At 61.0% G+C, this 20,652-nt stretch carries 18 protein-coding genes; 7 read left to right on the top strand and 11 right to left on the bottom strand.

Annotated elements, in window-relative coordinates:
• Positions 1-305 precede the first annotated feature (305 nt).
• Positions 306-1,151, top strand: coding sequence for an SDR family oxidoreductase (locus tag CE491_RS21420; RefSeq protein ID WP_110950343.1), 846 nt, complete (start codon positions 306-308; stop codon positions 1,149-1,151).
• Positions 1,152-1,214: 63 nt separating this feature from the next.
• Here CE491_RS21420 and CE491_RS21415 read toward each other — a convergent pair whose 3' ends face one another.
• The 3 genes from CE491_RS21415 to CE491_RS21405 form a co-directional block, all read right to left on the bottom strand.
• Positions 1,215-2,237, bottom strand: coding sequence for an amidohydrolase family protein (locus CE491_RS21415; RefSeq protein ID WP_110950407.1), 1,023 nt, complete (start codon positions 2,235-2,237; stop codon positions 1,215-1,217).
• A gap of 90 nt (positions 2,238-2,327) precedes the next feature.
• Positions 2,328-3,239, bottom strand: coding sequence for a LysR family transcriptional regulator (locus tag CE491_RS21410; protein WP_110950342.1), 912 nt, complete (start codon positions 3,237-3,239; stop codon positions 2,328-2,330).
• A 3-nt stretch (positions 3,240-3,242) separates the two neighbouring features.
• Positions 3,243-4,169, bottom strand: a complete 927-nt coding sequence (locus CE491_RS21405) for a quinone oxidoreductase family protein (protein WP_110950341.1) — start codon at positions 4,167-4,169, stop codon at positions 3,243-3,245.
• Positions 4,170-4,407: 238 nt separating this feature from the next.
• Between CE491_RS21405 and CE491_RS21400 the strand changes: the two genes are divergently transcribed.
• Both CE491_RS21400 and CE491_RS21395 read left to right on the top strand, forming a co-directional pair.
• Positions 4,408-7,977, top strand: coding sequence for an indolepyruvate ferredoxin oxidoreductase family protein (locus tag CE491_RS21400; protein WP_110950340.1), 3,570 nt, complete (start codon positions 4,408-4,410; stop codon positions 7,975-7,977).
• A gap of 74 nt (positions 7,978-8,051) precedes the next feature.
• A complete protein-coding gene (locus tag CE491_RS21395; protein WP_199885203.1) occupies positions 8,052-8,696 on the top strand; it encodes a TetR/AcrR family transcriptional regulator in 645 nt (214 codons plus the stop codon).
• Here the strand turns inward: CE491_RS21395 and CE491_RS21390 are convergent.
• Genes CE491_RS21390 through CE491_RS21370 form a run of 5 tightly spaced genes read right to left on the bottom strand, consistent with a single transcriptional unit; the run spans position 8,682 to position 14,859 of the window.
• Complete coding sequence (locus CE491_RS21390) at positions 8,682-9,452, bottom strand: SDR family NAD(P)-dependent oxidoreductase (RefSeq protein ID WP_110950338.1); 771 nt, start codon at positions 9,450-9,452, stop codon at positions 8,682-8,684. The genes CE491_RS21395 and CE491_RS21390 overlap by 15 nt on opposite strands.
• Before the next feature lie 23 nt (positions 9,453-9,475).
• The gene (locus CE491_RS21385; protein WP_110950337.1) at positions 9,476-10,528 is read right to left on the bottom strand and encodes a phosphotransferase family protein; all 1,053 of its coding nucleotides are present in this window, start codon (positions 10,526-10,528) and stop codon (positions 9,476-9,478) included.
• Positions 10,525-11,826, bottom strand: coding sequence for an acyl-CoA dehydrogenase family protein (locus tag CE491_RS21380; RefSeq protein ID WP_110950336.1), 1,302 nt, complete (start codon positions 11,824-11,826; stop codon positions 10,525-10,527). The genes CE491_RS21385 and CE491_RS21380 overlap by 4 nt, the downstream gene beginning before the upstream one ends.
• A gap of 44 nt (positions 11,827-11,870) precedes the next feature.
• Positions 11,871-12,608, bottom strand: coding sequence for an SDR family NAD(P)-dependent oxidoreductase (locus CE491_RS21375; protein ID WP_110950335.1), 738 nt, complete (start codon positions 12,606-12,608; stop codon positions 11,871-11,873).
• Positions 12,609-12,639: 31 nt separating this feature from the next.
• On the bottom strand, positions 12,640-14,859 hold the full coding sequence (locus tag CE491_RS21370) for a CoA transferase (protein ID WP_110950334.1): 2,220 nt from the start codon (positions 14,857-14,859) through the stop codon (positions 12,640-12,642).
• A gap of 548 nt (positions 14,860-15,407) precedes the next feature.
• Between CE491_RS21370 and CE491_RS30370 the strand changes: the two genes are divergently transcribed.
• Together CE491_RS30370 and CE491_RS21360 are read left to right on the top strand one after the other, a co-directional pair.
• Positions 15,408-15,731, top strand: coding sequence for a hypothetical protein (locus CE491_RS30370; RefSeq protein ID WP_199885202.1), 324 nt, complete (start codon positions 15,408-15,410; stop codon positions 15,729-15,731).
• Positions 15,728-16,093, top strand: coding sequence for an RcnB family protein (locus CE491_RS21360; RefSeq protein ID WP_110950332.1), 366 nt, complete (start codon positions 15,728-15,730; stop codon positions 16,091-16,093). Before CE491_RS30370 ends, CE491_RS21360 begins: the two co-directional genes overlap by 4 nt.
• Before the next feature lie 120 nt (positions 16,094-16,213).
• Here the strand turns inward: CE491_RS21360 and CE491_RS30365 are convergent, their stop codons facing one another.
• The 3 genes from CE491_RS30365 to CE491_RS21350 form a co-directional block, all read right to left on the bottom strand.
• Positions 16,214-16,357: a hypothetical protein gene (locus CE491_RS30365; RefSeq protein ID WP_199885201.1), complete on the bottom strand. Its 144-nt coding sequence runs from the start codon at positions 16,355-16,357 to the stop codon at positions 16,214-16,216.
• Between the two features lie 36 nt (positions 16,358-16,393).
• Entirely contained in the window at positions 16,394-17,728 is a 1,335-nt protein-coding gene (locus tag CE491_RS21355; RefSeq protein WP_110950331.1) for a Gfo/Idh/MocA family protein, read from the bottom strand.
• 335 nt (positions 17,729-18,063) lie between these two features.
• Positions 18,064-18,282, bottom strand: coding sequence for a hypothetical protein (locus CE491_RS21350; RefSeq protein ID WP_110950330.1), 219 nt, complete (start codon positions 18,280-18,282; stop codon positions 18,064-18,066).
• Positions 18,283-18,496: 214 nt separating this feature from the next.
• Between CE491_RS21350 and CE491_RS21340 the strand changes: the two genes are divergently transcribed.
• Positions 18,497-19,672, top strand: coding sequence for a zinc-dependent alcohol dehydrogenase (locus tag CE491_RS21340; RefSeq protein WP_110950328.1), 1,176 nt, complete (start codon positions 18,497-18,499; stop codon positions 19,670-19,672).
• Positions 19,669-20,619, top strand: a complete 951-nt coding sequence (locus CE491_RS21335) for an NADP-dependent oxidoreductase (RefSeq protein ID WP_110950327.1) — start codon at positions 19,669-19,671, stop codon at positions 20,617-20,619. Before CE491_RS21340 ends, CE491_RS21335 begins: the two co-directional genes overlap by 4 nt.
• The last annotated feature ends 33 nt before the right edge of the window (positions 20,620-20,652 follow it).

Genomic DNA, 20,652 nt, shown 5'->3' with positions numbered 1-20,652 from the left:
ACCTCTATACCGCTACCTCGTCAGCTGAATCTCAAGGTAATTGATCTTTCCTCGTAATTCCACATAAAGATTCACATTCTCTATACAGAATATCAAGATCCGTTCAGCTTACCCCTGCCCTACCTTGCGCAGCACGATCTCAGGCGCAATACTGCACACAATATTTATTAATGTTCAATTAAAGTTTTCCCATCGATGTATACGGGCATTTCCACTACTGGCGCCCATGAATGCTTCAGCGGGGCAGCCTCTAGACCGGGCTCGCAAAGCGAATGCGACATATCCCAACAAAAAGAGAGAAATTGATGAATATCGACCTCAGCGCCAAGCGCGTCATCGTCACAGGGGGTTCACGGGGCATAGGCCTGGCGATTGCCAGGGCTTTCGCCGCAGAAGGCGCGCGCGTTGCGATCTGTGCGCGTAGTGAGCAAGCGGTCCGCGAAGCTGGCGAGGCATTGACAGCGCGGGCGCAGGCGGTCATCGCCAGGGCCGTGGATGTCACCGATACGGCGGCCGTGCAGGCATTCGTATCCGAAGTGGTGCAGGCCTGGGGCGGCGTTGACGTGTTGGTCAATAACGCGGGTCAGGGGCGCGGCGGAAATCTGGACACGCTCACGCCCGAGGCCATTCTGGAACACGCCAATGTGCTGCAGATGGGGCACTTTCGCTTCGTGCAGGCGGTGGTACCGCACATGCGTGAACAACGCTGGGGGCGGATCATCGAAATCAATGCACTGGCGGGGTCGATCCCGACGCCCGACGGCATTCCGTCGGTGATCAACCGTGCATCGTGCATCGCACTGTCCAAGACCCTGGGCATGTCGCTGCCCAAGGACAACATCCTGGTGAACAGCCTGAACATGGGATGGATCGATACGGGTCAGTGGGACCGCCATTACCGGGAAATGGGGCCAGGCGTAAGCCGTGAAGAGTTCGATGCCATGGTGATGAAAGTCGTACCCCTGGGTCGCTACGGCAAACCCGAGGATGTGGCAGGCATGGCACTGTTTCTGGCCAGTGAATATGCAAGCTTCATCAGTGCAGCTTCCATCGACATCGCCGGCGGCATGGGCGGACAAATCGCCTATTTCCCCCAGCTCAAGCGCGATTTTGCGGCGATGGTCAAGGCGCGCAACGACCAGGGCCGATAGCGGGATGGAAAGCGGGCCGCCTGCCGCGGAGGCCCGCTAAATGCCTGCTAAATGCCTGCCAACTCAGATCACAGGCGCAGCCACACTCAGTTTCAGCAACTGGATCGCATTACCACTGCGAATGCGCTCGCGCTCGTCCTGGCTCAGGCCGAGGCCTTCGGTCAAGTCACCGTGATCGTATGCGCCTCCAAAGTTGGTGCCATAGAGCAGCCGGTCGCTGCCCACCACTTCCGCGACACCACGACGCAGAGCCGGCGCGTGGACATCCAGGTCGAAGTAGAAGTTGTCCATGTACTCCATCAAGGGTCGCTTGTTCCGCGAGTCCGGTGCCATGGCCCGATTGAGTTCGCTCAGTCGCCCCAGTTGGAACACCGCCATACCGCCTGCGTGGGTGATATAGGTTTTCAGATTGGGGAAGACATCCAGCGCTCCGCCGTTGATCAGGTACCAGAAAAACAGGGTCTCATCGACGCAGTCGCCAACGATCGAACTGGTTTCGAACCTGTCCTCGGTGTGCCGCTCGCCCAGCCAGATCGACTGGTTATAGCCGTGCACCATGATCGGCACATCCAGCTGCGACAGCTTTTCCCAGACCGGAAACAGTTTTTCATCATGGGCTTGCAACCCATTGAAATTCGCCCCGCCGACACAGACACCCTTGGCACCCAGCACCCTGACCGCCCGATCGATCTCCCGGGCAGCCGCTTCGGGTTCTGCCAGGTTGGCGTGGCACCAGAAATCGAAATGATCCGGATCGGCGCGGCAGAACGCAGCCATTTCGTCATTGCAGGTTTTCGCGTATTCAGTGCCGAACTCTCCTGCCCAGTACATGAATGCATGGGACGGCGTGGACAGTACGAGCTTGTCGACGCCGCGCTCGGCCATGAGCGCGCGCCTGCTGGCATGGGTCATCCGGCCGAGCAGATTGGCCTCGGCTTCTTCGTGCGTAGCAGCCTTGGTCGGCTGCTTGGTACCGAGTGAAAAATGCCCCACCGTCAGGCCCTGGGTTTTCATGAACGGCCCCCAGAATTCGTGTTGGTTGAGCATTCCCTTGGTCAGCAAATGGGCATGGACATCGATCAGCATGGTGCTCTCCTTGTTGTTGTAGTGATGCAGCGTCACGGTAAATACCTGGCATTGGAGCGTCAGGCGCTGACGGAACCGCGAGTTGGCGGGTCAGCCGGCACAGGCGGTGATCAGGAACTGCCGGAATGCCTGGGCAGGCTCGCTCAGGTGTTTGCGCGGGTGCCAGAGCAGCCCGAGTTCCATGGGCGGAATCGCGTCAGCCAATGGACGGATGTCGATTTTCTTGCCCTCCAGCGACCAGGCCCGATAGAGCATGTCGGAGAGGATGGTCACCCCGAACCCGTGAGCCACCAAGCCGCGCAGCGCTTCCATCGATGAGGTACGAAACGCTACTCGCGGGGTCAGCGCCTTCTCCTGCCAATAGCGCGCCGTGGACACATCGCCCTCGTCCACCGTGGCGAGGATGTAGGCATGCTCCGCGACATCAGCCAGACACAGGCTGGCCGCGCTTGCCAATGGGTGCTGACTCGATAGCCAGAGGCGCCTGGGTGAACGAATCAACACGCGGTGTTCAAAAAGATGCAGATTTTGCGTATTCGAGACGATGGCCAACCCCAGATCCAGACTGCCCTGCGCGACCGCGCTCTCGATGCTCACCCGGTCAAGGTCCAGCAGGTCAATCTCGATCTGCGGATAGCTGCGCTTGAATCTTGCCAACAGCGAGGGCAGGAAATACCCAAGCACAGTGTACGAAGCCCCGACCCGCACGCTTCCGCTGATGGCGTGACTGAGAAACAGCGGTTCGCTCAAGGCATCCTGAAGCGTCTCGAGAACATGCCGCGCGTGCTGCACGAACTTATGCCCTTCGGCGGTCAGCGCGACACCGTGAGGCAAGCGATCAAACAGACTGACGCCCAGCACTTCCTCCAACTGCAGCACCGCCGCGGTCACCGCCGACTGAGAGACATGCACTCTCAGAGCCGCCTGGGAAAATTGACCCTCGTCGGCTGCGGCCACGAAATAGCGCAGCTGACGCAGGGAGATGTCGCGGGTTCGCGCCATCGATCAGCCGCGGATACGCGCAGTGATCTTGGCGTGCGGACCTTTGAGCTGGTCGGCCCAGGCTTGCCCGGCTTGCTCAAGGGTGTAATCGGCGTAATCGACGTGAATCTGCTGCTCGCGCGCGGTGCGCAACAAGCGCTCCCATATCTGCCGACGATCAGCCGGCGGACGTTGGCCGGTGCCGATGCATGACAGGTTGCGAAACAGCAGATCAGCGATATCCAGTTCGATCTTGCGTCCAGCGCCGGTGCCGATCGTCATGATCCGCGCGCCGCGATGGGTGGCTTTGAGCGAGGACAACAGTGGCTGACCGCAGACCAGATCGAGAACCACATCGAACCCGCCATCAGCGGCCTCTTTCAGGGCCGCGCTGTCATCGTCGCCGCCCAGGCGCACGACTTCATCGGCAAAGCCTCGGGCTTTCAGACTCGCCAGCGCCTCCGCCGACCGGGCGGCGCCCACGACGCGCCCGGCGCCCAGCGAACGCGCCAATTGCAAGGCGATCAAGCCCAGGGTTCCGGTCGCGCCCAGAATCAGCACTTTTTCGCCCTTTTGAATGTTGGCCAGCTCCAGTGGCACTACCGCGCCGGTTGCGGCGATACCCATGCTGATCGCAGTCCTGTCATCCACATCGTCCGGCACATCCCAGACCTCTTCGGCCGGCACCAGCGTGCGCTCGGCCCAGGCACCGAACGGCTGCACCGAGCGCTCTCCGAAATACACGCGTTTGCCGTCCGCCGTACGCCCGACTCCTTCGCCTCGTATGACGCAGGGGTAACTGACGCCCAATCGATAGGCCCCAAGCACATCCCAACCACCCAGGCCGGCGGTGTCCAGATCGATCAACACACAACCGTCCTGCGGCTGCGGCTCAGGAAAGTCCTCGACGACAGGTGGGGCATTGCGTTCGTGAATGACAGCAGCACGCATGGATCGGACTCCTTTTATTGTTGTAGTCAGCAATCGATTCGAGCGCAATAGTAGAACAGATTTCTAGATTGTGTCTCATATTTTAATGCGCTACGTTAGGCTCGTTGCTTGAGGTATCCGTTTTTCAAATAGCACTGGCGCAATTTTGTGATTTTACGATTCACCCCTCCATCGCCAGACTCTTCGCCATAACAGCTGTGCCCTTGAAGGCACACGTATAACAAGACCGGAGAACGCCATGTCCGCAGCACCGTCCCTGGAAGACAAATATGTTCAGCTCACCGGCAAGGTTCTGCTTACCGGCGTACAGGCGCTGGTGCGTCTGCCGTTGATGCAGCGTCAGCGTGACCTTGCCAACGGCCTGAACACTGCCGGGTTCATTTCCGGCTATCGCGGCTCACCACTGGGCGGATTCGATCAGGCGCTGTGGAAGGCTCGCGATCACCTCAAGGCCCACCACACCGTGTTCAATCCGGGGGTCAACGAAGACCTCGCGGCGACCTCGGTGTGGGGCACCCAGCAGGTCAGCATCTTCGAAGGCGCAACCTACGATGGTGTATTCGGCATGTGGTACGGCAAAGGCCCCGGCGTCGATCGTTGCGGCGATGTATTCCGTCACGCCAATGCTGCCGGCACCTCCAGATTTGGCGGCGTGCTGGCGGTGGCCGGAGACGACCACGGCGCGCGCAGTTCGTCACTGCCCCATCAGACCGAACATATTTTCAAGGCGGTCATGATGCCGGTGCTGGCGCCTTCAGGCGTTCAGGAGTATCTCGATTACGGACTGCATGGCTGGGCCATGTCGCGTTATTCCGGATGCTGGGTGGCTCTCAAGGCGGTGGCCGATACCGTGGAAAGCGCCGCCATCGTCGACCTTGATCCGGAGCGCGTACAACCGATCATTCCGGACATTCCGCTGCCCGAAGGCGGCCTCAACATCCGCTGGCCAGACCCGCCACTGGCCCAGGAAAAGCGCCTGCTGGAGCACAAGCTATATGCGGCGCTGGCCTATGCGCGCGCAAACCGGCTCGATCGGGTCGTGATGGACGCCGCGAAACCTCGCATCGGCATCATCACCTCTGGCAAGTCGTACCTGGATGTGTGTCAGGCGCTGAAAATGCTGGGCATCGACGAAGAACTTGCCCAGCAGATCGGACTGCGGGTCTACAAGGTGGGGATGATCTGGCCGCTGGATGCCGAAGGTGTCCGGCAGTTCGCTCAAGGGCTTGAAGAAATCATCGTGGTCGAAGAGAAACGCCACCTGCTGGAATACCAGCTCAAGGAAGAACTGTACAACTGGCGCGAGGACGTTCGGCCGCGCATCGTCGGCAAGTTCGATGACAAGGGCGAATGGAGCCTGCCGCACACCGGCTGGCTGCTCCCCGCTGTGGGTGAGCTGACGCCCTCGCAGATCGCCCGCGCGCTGGCTCGGCGTATATTGCGCGTGCATCCAAGTGGTCCGTTGCAGGTGAGTCTGGCCGTGCTCGACGCGCAACTGGCCAACTGCAGTGCGCCCGCCAACCTCATGGAGCGCGTCCCCCATTACTGCTCGGGTTGTCCGCACAACACTTCAACCAAGGTCCCCGAAGGCAGCCGCGCCCTGGCCGGAATCGGCTGCCATTACATGGCCGCGTGGATCTACCCGCAAACCCAGACATTCAGCCAGATGGGCGGCGAAGGCGCGGCATGGATTGGTCAGGCGCCGTTCACCCGTACGCGTCATGTGTTCGCCAATCTGGGCGATGGCACTTACTTTCATTCTGGGCTGTTGGCGATTCGTGCGGCAGTCGCGGCACAGGTGCCCATCACCTACAAGATTCTCTACAACGATGCTGTGGCCATGACCGGCGGCCAGCCTGTCGACGGCACCCTGAGCGTGTCCCGGATCAGCCGTCAACTGGCCGCCGAGGGGGTGCAGCGCATCGTCGTGGTCACCGACGAGCCTGAACGCTATGAAAACGTCACCGATCTGGCGCCGGATGTGCCGGTCTATCATCGCGACCGAATGGACGAGATCCAGCAGCAACTCAGGGAATACCCGCTCGTTTCCGTGCTGATTTACGATCAGACCTGTGCTGCCGAAAAACGTCGTCGTCGCAAGCGTGGCAAGTTCCCTGATCCTGCGCGTCGGGTGCTTATCAATGAGTCCGTGTGCGAGGGATGCGGCGACTGCAGCAGCCAGTCCAACTGCATGTCGGTGGTGCCGGTTGAAACCGAATTCGGTCGCAAGCGGGAAATAGACCAGTCGTCTTGTAACAAGGACTTCTCATGCCTGTCGGGGTTTTGCCCAAGCTTTGTCACGGTGGAAGGTGGAAAACCGCGCAAGCCCAAAGCGCTGGCCCACACCGCCGAAGAGCACTGGGACCTGCCCGAGCCGGCTTTACAGGCGCTCGATCAGCCCTACAGCATTCTGGTAACCGGTGTTGGTGGCACCGGCGTGGTAACCATCGGCGCTTTGCTGGGCATGGCTGCTTTTATCGAAGGCAAGGGTGTACTGAATCTGGACATGGCCGGCATGGCGCAAAAAGGCGGCGCGGTGTGGTCGCACATCCGTATCGCCCAACGCCAGGAACAACTGTATGCGCCGCGCATTGCCGAGGGCGAAGCGGATTTGCTGCTCGGTTGCGACCTGGTGGTCAGTGCCAACGCCGAAACGCTGGTCAAGCTGCGTCAAGGCGTGACTCACGCGGTGGTCAACTCCGAGCAAAGCGTTACCAGCGCATTTGTCCGCAGCTTTGCCAGACAGGCGGAAACCGGCGACCTGCTCAACCATCCCGATCCTGTATTCCGCACCCCCGACATGTCGCGGCAGATCAGTGACGCAGTCGGCGCACAACACGCTGTGTTCGTCGATGCCAGTCGGCTCGCGACCGCGTTGCTTGGCGACTCCATTGCCACCAACACCTTCATGCTCGGTTTTGCGTTTCAGAAAGGCTGGCTTCCCGTTGCAGAGCCGTCTTTGATGCAGGCCATCGAGCTCAATGGCACGGCGGTGGAGTTCAATCGCATGGCGTTTCTCTGGGGCCGACGCGCAGCGGTGGATATGCCGCGGCTGATTTCACGACTCGATGCGCTCAAGGTACAGGGCTCCGATCGCGAGCTGTCGCAAACCCTCGAGCAACGCATCGACCGCCGCACCGACTACCTGACCGCGTATCAGAATGCCGCCTACGCCACGCGCTATCGTCGGCGCGTGGAGCGCTTCAGTCAGGCCGAGACCGCACTTCAGGGCAAACCCGGTGCATTGACCGAAGCGGTCGCTCGCTACTACTTCAAGGTGCTGGCAATCAAGGACGAATACGAAGTCGCACGGCTGTACAGCAATGGCGATTTCCTCAAGCAGGTGGACGTCGCATTCGAGGGTGATTACAGCCTGCGCTTCCATCTGGCACCACCGTTGTTGCACAAGACGGTCGAGGGCATCGCCCCGCGCAAAAGCAGTTATGGGCCCTGGATGCTCAAGGGACTCAAGGTGCTGGCAAGACTCAAATGCCTGCGCAATACCTGGCTGGACCCTTTCGGCCGTACCCATGAGCGGAAAATCGACCTGCAATGGCTGGCCGATTACGAGTCCCTGCTCGATGAACTGTTGCGCCGCCTGAACGCTGACAACCTCGGGTTGGCGGTCGCCCTGGCCGAGTTGCCGGACGCGGTGCGTGGTTATGGCCCGGTGCGGGAACGTTATTTGGGCCACGCGCGGCAGCGTCTGGCAGGCTTGCTGGAGCAATGGCATGGCAAGGTAGCGCCAGCAGAAGCCGGCGGTGTGATCGAAGTCCAACCTGCCCGGATCCGCGTCACCCAGTTGTAATTTATGTCGCGTCAGACCGGCCACGTTCAGGCCGGCTGGCGCGCAGATCCCTGGCTCATTTCGAGGTGAAAATCATGCAGGCTCTCGCCGCGTTCGACGTCATGCACAGCGATGCTCCACCTTCGCCCCACGAACATATCCGCACGACCGCCCTGCAGCTGTTTGTCGATCACGGGTTTCATTCCGTGAGCCTCCGTCAGTTGGCGACGGCAGTCGGCATGCAAGCCGGCTCGCTGTACAACCATATCGAGAGCAAGGATGCGCTGCTGTTCGAGTTGATCGAGAGATATGAAACCGAATTGCTGCTTGCGCTGCCGGGCAATCGCGTCATCCTGGGCGATCCGCTCAAGGCTTTGAACGCGTTCATTCGGGCCCATGTGACGTTTACCTCCGAACACCGGCAACGCTGGCTGCTTGCGCGTCTGGAATATCGCTGCCTCACGACCGATCAACGGCTCCTGATCCAGGCCCTGCGCGATGACACCGCCAGGCGGCTCGGCGCCATCCTGCAAGCAGGCATGGACCAGGGGCGCTTCGTCAAAGTTCAGATTCAGACGATGGTGCCGTGCATGCTGGCGATGCTCAACGAAATCAGCAGCTGGCACAGCCCTGGCCACACGCCCTCCCTGACAGCCGCCGTGGGGTTGCATACCAAAATGATCCATGCCGTGCTGCTGCCCTCTTCCATCAGAGCGGATGCAGGCTCAACTGAGCATTAGCATGCCGCCGTCCACGGCCAGGGTCTGACCGGTGATGAAACGCGCCCCATCGCCTGCCAGAAAAACCAACATGGGCGCCAGATCGTTTCGCGGATCACCCAGACGACCGCCCAGCGGTATATGCGTCGCCATGAAGGCGTCATGCTGCTGCAGCTGCTGCGGGTTCATGCTCGCTCGCGTCGCATCGTACATCGGCGTCCACATGGCGGGGGCAATGGCGTTGACGGTAATTCCCAGCGGCCCCCACTCGCGGGCGACCGTGCGTGTCCAGGCCAGCACCGCACCTTTGCTCGCGGCATAGTGCGCCTTGCCCGGTTGGCCCATCACGCCGGCGGCAGAAGCGAAATTGATGATCCGGCCGCCCGAATGTTGCATCAGCCCATACGCTGCCCGATTGGTCAGGAACGTGCCCCTGGCATTCACGGCAAAGACCTGCTCCCATTGATCCAGCTCGATGTCCTGCGCCTGGGCGTTTGGTGCGATACCGGCCGCATGAACGAGCACATCCAGGCCGCCCAGTCGCTGCGCAGCCCAGGCAAAGGCCTCGTCAACCGACTGGCTCTGGGCGATATCGCAATGGCGATGAAAGACCCGGCCGGGGCCTTGTGGGTCCTCCACATTGGCGTGGTTACCGATGTCCAGGCTGACGACCTGCCCCCCCTGCTCCACATATGCGCTGACCACTGCCGCGCCGATGCCCCGGGCGCCACCCGTGACGACGATTTTCTTGCCATCGAGCTGTCTGCCGTTTGCCATTTACCTGCCTCCATTGGATCGCTTCATGAGTCGTTGGCCAGCCGCGCCTGTGTCTGCTCGAAAAGACGCACGGCGCAGGCGTGATGGGTCAATGCGGTTTCCATGGCTGATTTGCCCGCACACGCTCTTGCATAGCTGCCTTCCAGCAAAATACCGAGCTTGAAGCCGGCCAGCACGATGTACCAATTCAGATCGATGAGGCTGCGTGCTGTGCCGCTGCGATAACGCTCGATCAACGCTTGCGCGGTCGGAAAACCTTCCCAGGGCTGCACATGGATGGTTCCGGCGCCCCGGCCATCCGCGCCAGGCCAGGTCACCAGCAGCCAGCCAAGGTCGAGCAAGGGATCGCCAATCGTGGCCAGTTCCCAATCGACAATGGCGGCCACCTGGGGGGTGCCCTGACTGAACATCACATTGTTCAGGTGGTAATCGCCGTGCAGGATTCCGGGAGAAAACTGCGTCGGGCAGTGCTGCTCCAACCATCGAGCGATGGTCCTCACGCCGGGCAGGCGCTCGGCACCGGGCCAACCTTGATAATCGCGATAGCCCTCCAGCTGCGACAGCCAGCGCGACACCTGCCGCTGCAGGAACCCCTCGGGTTTACCGAATCCTTCAAGACCGACCCGCCGATAATCCACCTCGCCAAGCCTGAGCAGCGCGTCGACCATGGCGTAGCCCATTTGCCGACGGATACCTGGATCGCTGGCGTGCAGGGCGGGCATTGCCGCCGAAGCATTGAACCCCGCGACGGGCTCCATGAGATAAAAGCCGGCCCCCAGAACGGACGCGTCATCACAGGCTGCGATCAACGCCGCATGGGGCACCGACGTACCGGCCAGCGCCCCGAGCACCCGGGCTTCGCGAGCGATGGTTTTGCTACCGTCCTGACGAGGATGCAGCGGCGGGCGACGCAATACGTAATCACGGCCTGCGCGGCGAAAATGCAACAGCAGATTCTGCGTTCCTCCGGCCAGGCGCCGTGGGTGCTCGATGGGGCCACTGCCCAAGCCTCTCAGGTCCATCCAGGCGGCGAGCCGCTGTACATCGACCAATGTCTCCCAATCTGCGCCGCTCATGCATCACCGCCTGCAAGCGGCAAGGGCTGTAACGCGTCGTGAAACTTCTCCCGTGCGGCCCGTGCGGCGGTCGGCCGGTGATACGCCGGGAACATCTCGGGTTCAGGGCTGTAGTCGCGCAGCAGCTGTCTGGCCAGGGTGATTTTATGAACCTCGGTCGGACCATCCGCCAGGCCCATCTGAAAAGAGCGGATGATCAGCCCCGCGAACGGCATCTCGTCGCTCACCCCCAGACACCCGTGAATCTGCAACGCCCGCGCCGCGATGTCGTGCAGAACCCTGGGCATGGCAGCCTTGACGGCCGCGATGTCTTTGCGGACCTTCAGGTAGTCCTGATATTTGTCGATGCGCCAAGCCGTGCGCATGACCAGCAAGCGAAACTGTTCCAGCTCGATCCAGGAATCGGCAATCTTCTCCTGGACCATCTGCTTGTCAGCCAGCGGACTGCCCTGTGTACTGCGCGACAGTGCTCGTTGGCACATGGCGTCGAGCGCCTTGCGTGCCTGGCCGATGACGCGCATCGCATGATGCACGCGCCCCCCGCCCAATCGGACCTGCGCCACGACGAAGGCCTGGCCTGGTGCGCCCAACATGCTGTCGGCGGGAATCCGCACATTGTCGAATCTCAGGTACGCGTGGGTGGCCTGCGGATCGTCGGCGATACCCACATTGCGCTCGATGATCAACCCCGGTGCATCGGCCGGGACGATGAACATCGACATCCCACCGTGAGCGCCGAGCGCAGGATCGGTGACGGCCATGACAATGAGAAATGCCGCGTACCGGGCATTGGAGGCGAACCATTTCTCACCCGTGAGCACCCAATGATCGCCCTCACGTGTGGCCCGCGTGGTGAACACGTTCGGGTCCGCGCCGCCCTGGGGTTCGGTCATGGCGAAGCAGGACACCACGGTGCCATCGAGCAGCGGTTGCAAATACCGGCGCTTCTGTTCGGCATTACCAAAATGCGCAAGGATCTCGCCGTTACCGGAATCGGGCGCCTGACAGCCGAAGACGATAGGCGCGAACGCTGCGCGACCCAGAATCTCGTTGATCAGCGCCAGACGAACTTGCCCGTAACCGGCTCCCCCCAGTTCAGGCCCCAAATGACAGGCCCAGAAGCCGCGTTCGCGTACCTGCGCCTGGAGAGGTGGAACGAGCGACTTGAACAGCCGATCGTGAATATCCCAGGGGCTGCCCAACACATGCTCCAGGGGCTCGACTTCTTCGCGAACGAAATGGTCGATCCAATCCAGTTCCGCCTGAAAGTCGGCATCGGTTTCAAAATCCCAGGCCATGGGCCCTCCTTGTCTGTTCGGAATCGTCTGTTCGGAATCGAGCGTCAAGCCAGGAGCATCCCGCCATCGACCAGCAACGTCTGACCGAGCATGTAGCCGGCCAGGGGTGACGCGAGGAAAAGCGCCACATTGGCCATGTCCTGTGGCGTCCCCAGACGTCCCAGAGGGATGCCACGCAGGGCGTTTTCAAGGCGATCGGGATGGTCGGTGGTAATGCGTGTCAACTTGCTCTGCACCAGGCCCGGCGCAATGCCGTTCACCCGAATGCCGTCTCGTGCCCAAGCCTCGCCCAGGGTGCGGGTAAGCCCGAATGCGCCGGTTTTCGAGGCGTTATAGGCCGGATTGCCGCGAGTCGAATGAAACGCCGCAGCGGAGCTGATGATGATCATCGCGCCCCGGCAGGCCTTGAGTTGCGGGTAGAGTTTGCGGGCACAGATCATCAGGCTGACGAGGTTGACGTCGAGCACGCGACGAAAGCCTTCAGGCTCGAACTCCTGCCGGTCGTACAGCACCGTACCCTGCGCCTGGACCAACACATCCAGCCGCTCGAATGGTGTGGGAGCGGCGTCGATCTGCGCCGCCTGAGCTACGTCGACCTGGAGGTAATGCAACCCTTCAAGGTCAGAGTCGGGCGAATCGGCGTAATCGTCGGCGCAGGCGCGGGTTCCCCACACGTGAACCTCGGCACCGCGTTCCAGAAAGCCTCGCGCGATGCCATTACCGATACCGCTGGAGCCGCCAATGACCAGTACCGTCTTACCGCTGAAATCCAGTTCCCGCATCACGCTGTCCTCTCGATAACCCACTCGCCACTCATAGGTGCAGCAACCCGGCCTCGACCAGGCGCTGCTGTTCGCTGTCGTCAAAGCCCATCTGCATCAGCACTTCGCGGCTGTGCTGCCCCAATGCCGGGGGCGCCCGATCCAGCGCCAGGGGCAAGTCGCCAAAGTCCCAAAAGCCACCCACCTGCTGCAGTTGGCCGTACACCGGATGCGGGTAATGAGCGTGAAGGCCTGCGGCGGCATGCATCGGGTCGTCGAGAAATGCGTCAAGCTGAGCCTCGCGCACCGCTTCGACATTGATACCGTGGCGCTGTAGTTGCGTGATCGCCTGACTGCGGGTGCGGGTCAAAAACCAGGCCCCAGGGTCGGCGCCCAGCAACGCAAGCAGGCGCCGGGCTTCATCGTCTTGCAGCGCCGCCACCGCCAGCCAGGTGTGATCGCCACATAAGTACAGCCGATGCACCGTGCTCACGCCGGTCTGCGTGCTGTCCAGTACATCCACCTCGGTAATCGATCCGTCGTCCAGGGCCACGGCCTCGGCCATCGTCAACAGCGTCGCCCCCAACAGTGAGGAGGCGACCATCTGCCCATTTCCCGTTCGATTTCGGGCATAAACACCCAGCAGCAGCGCAAACAGCGATGACAACCCGGCGAAAAAGTCGCCGACCCCGAAGCGCAGCCATTGGGGTGGGTTGCCCTCGCCTCCCTGTGCCGTTTCCCAACCGGATGACGCCTGCATGAGTTGATCGAACCCAGGCCAGTGCGCACGTGGGCCATTGGGGCCATAGGCGCTGACGTGGCAATAAAGCAGCGTCGGATTCAGCGCCTTGGCGCTGTCATAGTCGACCTTGAGTTTGCGCGCCGCGGGCAGGCGCATGTTGTGATGGATGACATCGGCCCAGCGCACCAGCGCCTCGACCACCGGTTGCGTCGCCGCATCCCCCAGCTTCAGCGCAACCCCCCGCTTACCTCGCTGAGTGCCGCTGAACGTACGCTCCAGTCGGCGCATGGCATCGCCGGTGGGCGCCTCGACCTTGATCACATCCGCACCAAGGTCCGCAAGCAACATGCAGGCGAACGGCCCGGCCAGATAGGCGCCCAGATCGAGAACCTTCAAGCCATGCAGCGGTGGTAGGTCGCAGACTGGCTTGTCGACAGCCACCGGCACAGGAGGACGAAATCCGATGCTCTCGAGGTCCTCACACGTCGAGCGTAGGGGACCTCGCACCCTTGAGGCCGGTTGCACGCTATAGCAAGGCCCAGGCTGTAAGGTCCTGCCCAACACTGGATCGTCTACCTCGACGACATAGCCGTTGGCCCTGGCTTGCTCATCGAAATAAACAGCGCCGAAGGGCGCGGCAATCTGCGCCGCCACGTCCCATTCCCATAGATGCTCCACCCATTCCTGCGCCGGGCGCATGGCGAAGACGTACCTGTTGGCACCGAAATTGGGGGCGACGTGGCTCTCGGGCCAGGCCGCATTGAGCCTGGCCACTTCGTCAGGGCCCAGCTGCGCGAGGGCGCTCGCCATCCATGGCGCTTTGTCCGGGGAATAATGCACATGCAGCCAGCGCCCATCGCTGCAGCGATGCAAAGGAATGGGAATATGCTTATCCAGCCCTTTGGCAAATACCGGCGTGGGCGTTTCGGCTCTGGCCCAATGCATGCTCATCGGCACCAGTGCCGCCTGCGCCAGGCTGGTATGAGCAACGCCCCCTCGGCCATCACGGTCCCGTGCGATCAGTCGCGCCATGACACCCACCACACATAACCAGCAGGCGATCCAGTTTGCATAAGGCATGCGCACAAATACCGGACCCGTGCGATGTCCGGGCTGCTCATCCAGCAAGCCAAGGCGCGCCAGCACCAGCGTCTCCCTCGGCACAGCCTCGGCCAATGCATGGCGCTGTGGCCAACCGCCAATCGCCGAAACCACGAGTGAAGGACAAAGCCGTTTTAGCGAAGCATCGTCCAGCCCGTTCGCGGCCGCCTGCGCGGGTGTGAGTTCGTGAATCAATACATCCGCGCTCTCCAGCAACGTCAAGACACCTTCGAGTGAAGCAAGCGTTACGTGGCGCTTGCCCCGGTTGAGCACGGAAAACAGAGCACCGCTGCGCTTCAGCGGTCGCGTGGCCAGTTCGACCTTTACGACCTCAGCGCCCGCCTCGCTGAGTTGCAAACCCGCTGCCGACCCGGCGATGCCTTCGCAAAACTCAATCACCCGTAGTGAATCCAGCACGCCATTTTTCATCCGTTCTCACCTGATGTTTATCCCAGGATTCAAGCGTCCTTCGGCTGCGCAAGCCGTGCGGCGCCGTTGTCAGAATCAGGAATAACACGATTCCCGCGTCGGAATAACATTCTCTATATGGAATAAACCATATGAATATGTTCGGTATGAGAATGATGCGGGTGCGTGGATTCTCTGCAGCCGCCCTTCAAGGCGGTCCGGCGGACGTGTTCGGCGGGGAAATCTACGGATAAATGGCGCAGGCTCAACGAAACGTCGATTGCCTCGGGACTATGCTCCGGTCTTGATAGGCACGACCATGCATCAACGGGCGGAATAACGCCCAACGCCGCCCTGCAGTGATGATCGAACTGGGTGCTGAGCAAGCCTCTCGAACCGTCACAAACGGACCGGACATACAACGAGCCTGACTGAAGGCGTCATAACCGTTCATCGCCGACTCGTTATTTTTTAAAACTTTTGTAGCTGTCCGATGAGTCAGAACCCTACAACGACTGGCAACAATGCCAGACCTTGTATCTCGTTCTTTGACGAAGAGGCTTTACCCCATGAATAAGAAACTGAGTTATGCACTGGCATTGGCCGCACTGACCTGCGCGCTGTCGGGAACCTCGATGGCAGCGACCAGCGGCTCCAGTTCGAGCGGTACTTCCAACGGCGGCACCATGAGCGGACCGTCAGCCCCGGCCAGCGGCAGCCCATCCAGCGGCGTACCCAAAGCCAGCGGTACCAATGGCGCCAACACCACTGGCACCGCGTTGCCAGGCTCCGGTGGAGAAGCCGGCAGCGGTGGTAATTCGAGCCCCGGGAATAAATCGCCGTCGGGCTCCGGTTCGAGTTCAGGTTCGAGTGGCTCCGGTAGCGGTTCATGAGTCAGCGCACTTCCCTCCTCTGGCCAGGTCCGGCGTTTGCCCGGCTCTGGTCGGCGTTGCACCCGATCGCCCGACACACCTCTGTTCTGGCTGTCGTGGCGTGTTGCACGCTAAGTAACGCAAGTTTCGCTGCCGAGCAGACCAGCATCACACTGGATCGGCCCGGCGCGGGGGAAACGCAACTCAAGAAAGGTGACAACGTGCCTGATGAATTTCAGCGCCCAAGCCTGGCCGTCAACGACTGGCAGGCGCGGCACCTGAGTGCGCCGGGTAAGGACGAACAGTGGGTCCAGATCAAGGGCAAGTTCGCACTGGTCAGCATTCCGACCGGAACGATTAAAGAGCTAATCGACAAACCCTAGATTTGCGACGCCTGTGCGCCTATCAGATGCATGACCGCTCACTGGCTCCTGTCGGTTGAAGCGGTCATTCACGCATCTGGATGCATCACTTTTTGGGATGTCGATCGGGAACCCAGCTCGTTACTTTTTCTCGTCGTTCTGCTGCATCTGCAGCGAGGGCTTGGATTGATCCTTGGCTTTGTCCTGGTTCTGATCATTGTCGAAACAGCCGTGCAGCGCCAAGACACAACTCAAGCCGATCAATATGCGGATTGCTGCTTTCATGGCGTGTTACCTCGATGAGTGTTCAAACATTGCATTTCATGATTTGGAAGGCGACGTGCCACGAAAGGCATCCGGCCCCTTGACCTGTGCCAGACGCACTGGCTTGCCGATACGGGCCGATTCGTAGATCGCTTCCATGATGCGTTGGTCCTGCAGGCCCTCTTCGCCTGGTGTCCACGGCTGCTTGCCACTGACGACGCATTCGGCGAAGTGGTCCATTTCCAGCGCGAACTGGTTCTTGACCTTGGTGGAAATCTGCTCGATGCCTGGGGCGATGAATTCGCGGGTGTCACCGGCGATCCGGCTGCGCTTGAGTTGCAGGCCCTCGTACGAGAATGCCGGGTCCATGTCGGCCCAGCCCTTCTCGCCCAGTACGCGATAACGCTTTGAAGTAAAGGTGGCGTAGCTCGAGGAGCATTGCACGCGCACACCGCTGGGAAAACGCATCTGCCAGAGTATGGCTTCTTCTACTTCATTGAAGCGCGGGTCACCTTCGCTGCTGTATTGGCTTGCCGAGACTTCCACCGGCTCTTCTCCCAGCAGAAAACGCGCGGTGTTCAAGCAATACAAGCCGATATCCGGTAGCGCACCGCCACCCGCCAAGGCTTTCACATGACGCCACTGGTGAACGTTCTCCCGGGACTGGTTCTGACAGTTGGCCATGTCGATCAGCTTGATGGTGCCCAGGGTTTTTCCATCGCGGACCCAGTCCATGACTTGCCGGTTGAGCGGTTCGTACTGAATACGGTAGGCGATCATCAGCAGCCGGTCGGCCGCCTTGCACGCATCTATCATCGCCTGGCAATCGGCAACCGAGGTTGCCATGGGTTTCTCGCACAATACGTGCTTGCCTGCCTGTGCCGCCCGCACCACGAACTCACGATGAAGCGCGTTGGGCAGGACGATGTAAACCGCGTGGACATCAGGGTTATCGCGCAGTTGATCGAAGGTGTCGTAACTGTAAATCGACGCCTCGGGAACGTCGTACATGGCTGCCACGCGTTGCGCCTTGTCGCGGTCACCGCTGACCAGCGCCGTGACCTTGCAACGCTTGGAGCTGGCGAGCGCCGGCATGATCTGCTCAAGGCTCAATCGGCCCAGCCCCACAATCGCCAATCCCAGTCTTGCGTCCTTGCCCAGTTGCACGGGCATTTCGGATTTCTCGGTCTCGTCTTCTTGCATGGCAGGAAGCTTGACAGCGGGCGGCAGTTTGTCCGCGGGCTGGTGAGGCACTTGCCCACTCGGCAGGGCGCCAGACTGAGCGGCAGCCGAGTGGGATGCCCAACCCAACAGGCTGGCGGCAGCGACGGCGGACCCTGTGATGCGCAGGAAACGGCGACGTTCGGGGAGTTGCTCGGGAATCAGATTCATCAAGAAGGTTCCTGGTTCAGCGGCATTGGGTCCAGTCAGGTGTGCCCGGTCATGCGTATAGAAGCGGTGCGGATGAGTCGGTTCCAAGTAATTGCGTGGGGATCGACTGACGTGCATCGCAAGGGTGAACGGCTCGCTGGCGAACGATGTTTGCCCGAGTGCGCCACGAACCTCTGTGGTAGTCCGGCTTGCAGACGGTGATGCCCCTGAAATCACCACCGCCGACAAGCCGCGCTGCAGGCTGATTACCTGTGCGTACGCCTTGCGGGCAGTGGCAATAGCGGTTATGCGTCCGCTACCGATCTGCGGCTGTCGACCATTGCGACCGCACTGGATCAACGCTGGGGTGGATTTTCCCCAGAGACGCTGTTGTTGACCTCAACGTCGCCCATGTCCTCTTCCTCCAGAACCCCACCGTCATCCTCCAGTGGTTGTTCCCCTTCTTTCCAGGGTTGCTGGCCTTCTTCAGCCGCAGGGTTGGGCATGATGTCGGGCCGCCCTGGCTCAAGGGGTTGGCCGGGAATATTACTTTGCGATGCGAATTCACTGTTCATAATGCGCCTCCGATGGCCGCGAATGAGTCGAGGCCTAATGTTTCGAGGGCGATCAGGCGGCGTCGTTCTGTGAATTTCGCAAGCGGTGAATCGCGGATGAGCCGCCCTCGCTGTTCGGCGAGCGCAGCGCGCCGTCCGTCCTCCCGGTTAAACCAAAAGCCGTGTGCCGGTCTCCACCCCCTATCAGCCATACAGCCTCAGGTGGAGAAGGATTATGAAAGCAGTGGTATTTCACGGTATCGGCGACATCAGACTCGATGACGTGCCCGAACCGACCATTCAGCAGCCGACCGACGCGATCGTTCGAATCACGGCATCTGCCATCTGCGGTACCGATCTGCACTTCATTCGCGGTAGCGCACCGGACATGCAGAGCGGTACGATTCTGGGCCATGAAGGCGTCGGTATTGTCGAATCACTGGGCGCTGACGTGCGCGATCTTCAGGTCGGCGATCGTGTCCTCATACCCTCCACTATCGCCTGCGGGAACTGCAATTACTGCCGCGCCGGTTATTTCGCGCAATGTGACGTCGCCAATCCCAATGGCAAGAGAGCCGGCACCTCGTTTTTTGGCGGGCCCAAGGCCACCGGGCCGTTCGATGGCCTGCAGGCTGAAAAAGCCCGCATTCCCTTTGCCAATATCGGTCTGATCAAGCTGCCCCACGAAATCACCGATGATCAGGCCATAGCCATGTCGGATATCTTTCCGACGGCCTGGTTCGGCGCGCAGATGGCCGAGATCGAAGACGGTGACACGGTGGCAGTGTTCGGCTGCGGCCCGGTGGGTCTGTTCGCCATTGTCAGTGCCAGGTTGATGGGCGCCGGGCGGATCTTCGCCATCGACGGTTTGAACGACCGGCTGGCACGCGCCCGCCATCTGGGTGCCGAGTGCATCAACTTCGAAGAAGAAGATCCGATTGCCACGATAAACCGACTGACCGATGACATCGGGGTGGATCGCGCCATCGACGCCGTCGGGATCGACGCCAATCACAGTCATGGCGGCTACCCGCACAGTCACGAGCAATGGCAACCCGGAGATGCGCCTGCCCAGGCGCTGGAATGGGCTGTGGAAGCGCTGGCCAAGGCTGGCACTCTATCGATCATTGGCGTCTACCCAGCGGGTTTCGACAGCTTTCCCATCGGCGCGGCGATGAACAAGAACATCCGCATGAACATGGGCAATTGCCATCACCGCAAATACATCCCGAAACTGATCGAGCTGACGCTCGCCGGCAAGGTCGATCCAGCCAAGGTCCTCACCCAGTGCGAACCGCTGACCGACGCCATCAGTGCGTTTGCTTCCTTTGAATTGCACGAGTCAGGGTGGATCAAAGTCAAGCTTGACCCGGGCAAGGCTTCAGAGTCCGAAGAAGAGGTGCAGCCATGATTGCCATCCGTATCGATCGGTTTGGCGGCCCTGAGACCATGACCGTCAGCGACGTGAGCATCCCCGAACCCCAGGCCGGTGAGGTACTGGTCCGCAACATGGCGGTCGGCGTAAACCCGGTGGATTTCAAGATCCGCAACGGCCAGTATCCCGAGGTCAAGGCTGACAAGTTGCCGCTGACCCTCGGCCGGGAAGTCGCGGGTCTGATCGAAGCGGTCGGCGAAGGTGTCGAAAGGTTTCAGGTCGGTAACCGGGTGTTCGCCATGATTGGTGCTGACGGCGGGTATGCGCAATACTCGCGGGTGCCCTCCGCTCACCTGGCGATCATTCCCTCCTCCATCGACTGGCGCCACGCCGCAGCTATCCCCCTGGCCGCGCACACGGCCTGGCAGGCACTGATGGAGCACGGTCATCTCGAGCGGGGCCAGAAAGTGCTGATCCACGGCGGCACCGGCGGGGTCGGGCATTTCGCGGTGCAGTTCGCCCGCGCCAAGGGCGCCCAGGTCTACGCCACCGCCTCGGCCGGCAGCCTGGCATTTCTCAACGAACTGGGCGTAGATCGGGCCATTGACTACAAACAGGAAAGATTCGAGGACATCTGTCGCGATTTCGACCTGGTGATCGACCTCATCGGCGGCGAAACTCAGGCGCGATCCTGGCAAGTGTTGGGTGAAGGCGGACGGCTGGTCTCGACCCTGGAAATGCCCGACGCTCATCATCCTCAGGCGCAAGGCAAGACAGGCACGCGCTTCACAGCGCGCCCGGATGGCCACCAGCTGCGCGAGATCGCCGAGTATGTCAATTCCGGTCAGGTGAAGGTTGTGATCGACCAGACCCTCGAGTTGCGCGAGGCGGCCCATGCGCTGAACTTCATCGAAACAGAGCACGTGCGCGGCAAGGTCGTGTTACGCGTTCCGCAGCGTGATTCCGAACAGAAAGCAGGCTGATTCAAATGAAACGAATGGCGGGCCTGAAGGCTC

The organism is Pseudomonas bohemica (genome assembly GCF_002934685.1).
Taxonomy (GTDB): Bacteria; Pseudomonadota; Gammaproteobacteria; order Pseudomonadales; family Pseudomonadaceae; genus Aquipseudomonas; species Aquipseudomonas bohemica.
This window is presented reverse-complemented; position numbering and strand designations above follow the sequence as displayed.

Coding starts and splice junctions, on each gene's coding strand:
- CE491_RS21420 (WP_110950343.1), top strand. CDS start 306: ATGAATATCGACCTCAGCGCCAAGCGCGTCATCGTCACAGGGGGTTCA.
- CE491_RS21415 (WP_110950407.1), bottom strand. CDS start 2,237: ATGCTGATCGATGTCCATGCCCATTTGCTGACCAAGGGAATGCTCAAC.
- CE491_RS21410 (WP_110950342.1), bottom strand. CDS start 3,239: ATGGCGCGAACCCGCGACATCTCCCTGCGTCAGCTGCGCTATTTCGTG.
- CE491_RS21405 (WP_110950341.1), bottom strand. CDS start 4,169: ATGCGTGCTGCTGTCATTCACGAACGCAATGCCCCACCTGTCGTCGAG.
- CE491_RS21400 (WP_110950340.1), top strand. CDS start 4,408: ATGTCCGCAGCACCGTCCCTGGAAGACAAATATGTTCAGCTCACCGGC.
- CE491_RS21395 (WP_199885203.1), top strand. CDS start 8,052: ATGCAGGCTCTCGCCGCGTTCGACGTCATGCACAGCGATGCTCCACCT.
- CE491_RS21390 (WP_110950338.1), bottom strand. CDS start 9,452: ATGGCAAACGGCAGACAGCTCGATGGCAAGAAAATCGTCGTCACGGGT.
- CE491_RS21385 (WP_110950337.1), bottom strand. CDS start 10,528: ATGAGCGGCGCAGATTGGGAGACATTGGTCGATGTACAGCGGCTCGCC.
- CE491_RS21380 (WP_110950336.1), bottom strand. CDS start 11,826: ATGGCCTGGGATTTTGAAACCGATGCCGACTTTCAGGCGGAACTGGAT.
- CE491_RS21375 (WP_110950335.1), bottom strand. CDS start 12,608: ATGCGGGAACTGGATTTCAGCGGTAAGACGGTACTGGTCATTGGCGGC.
- CE491_RS21370 (WP_110950334.1), bottom strand. CDS start 14,859: ATGAAAAATGGCGTGCTGGATTCACTACGGGTGATTGAGTTTTGCGAA.
- CE491_RS30370 (WP_199885202.1), top strand. CDS start 15,408: ATGAATAAGAAACTGAGTTATGCACTGGCATTGGCCGCACTGACCTGC.
- CE491_RS21360 (WP_110950332.1), top strand. CDS start 15,728: ATGAGTCAGCGCACTTCCCTCCTCTGGCCAGGTCCGGCGTTTGCCCGG.
- CE491_RS30365 (WP_199885201.1), bottom strand. CDS start 16,357: ATGAAAGCAGCAATCCGCATATTGATCGGCTTGAGTTGTGTCTTGGCG.
- CE491_RS21355 (WP_110950331.1), bottom strand. CDS start 17,728: ATGAATCTGATTCCCGAGCAACTCCCCGAACGTCGCCGTTTCCTGCGC.
- CE491_RS21350 (WP_110950330.1), bottom strand. CDS start 18,282: ATGAACAGTGAATTCGCATCGCAAAGTAATATTCCCGGCCAACCCCTT.
- CE491_RS21340 (WP_110950328.1), top strand. CDS start 18,497: ATGAAAGCAGTGGTATTTCACGGTATCGGCGACATCAGACTCGATGAC.
- CE491_RS21335 (WP_110950327.1), top strand. CDS start 19,669: ATGATTGCCATCCGTATCGATCGGTTTGGCGGCCCTGAGACCATGACC.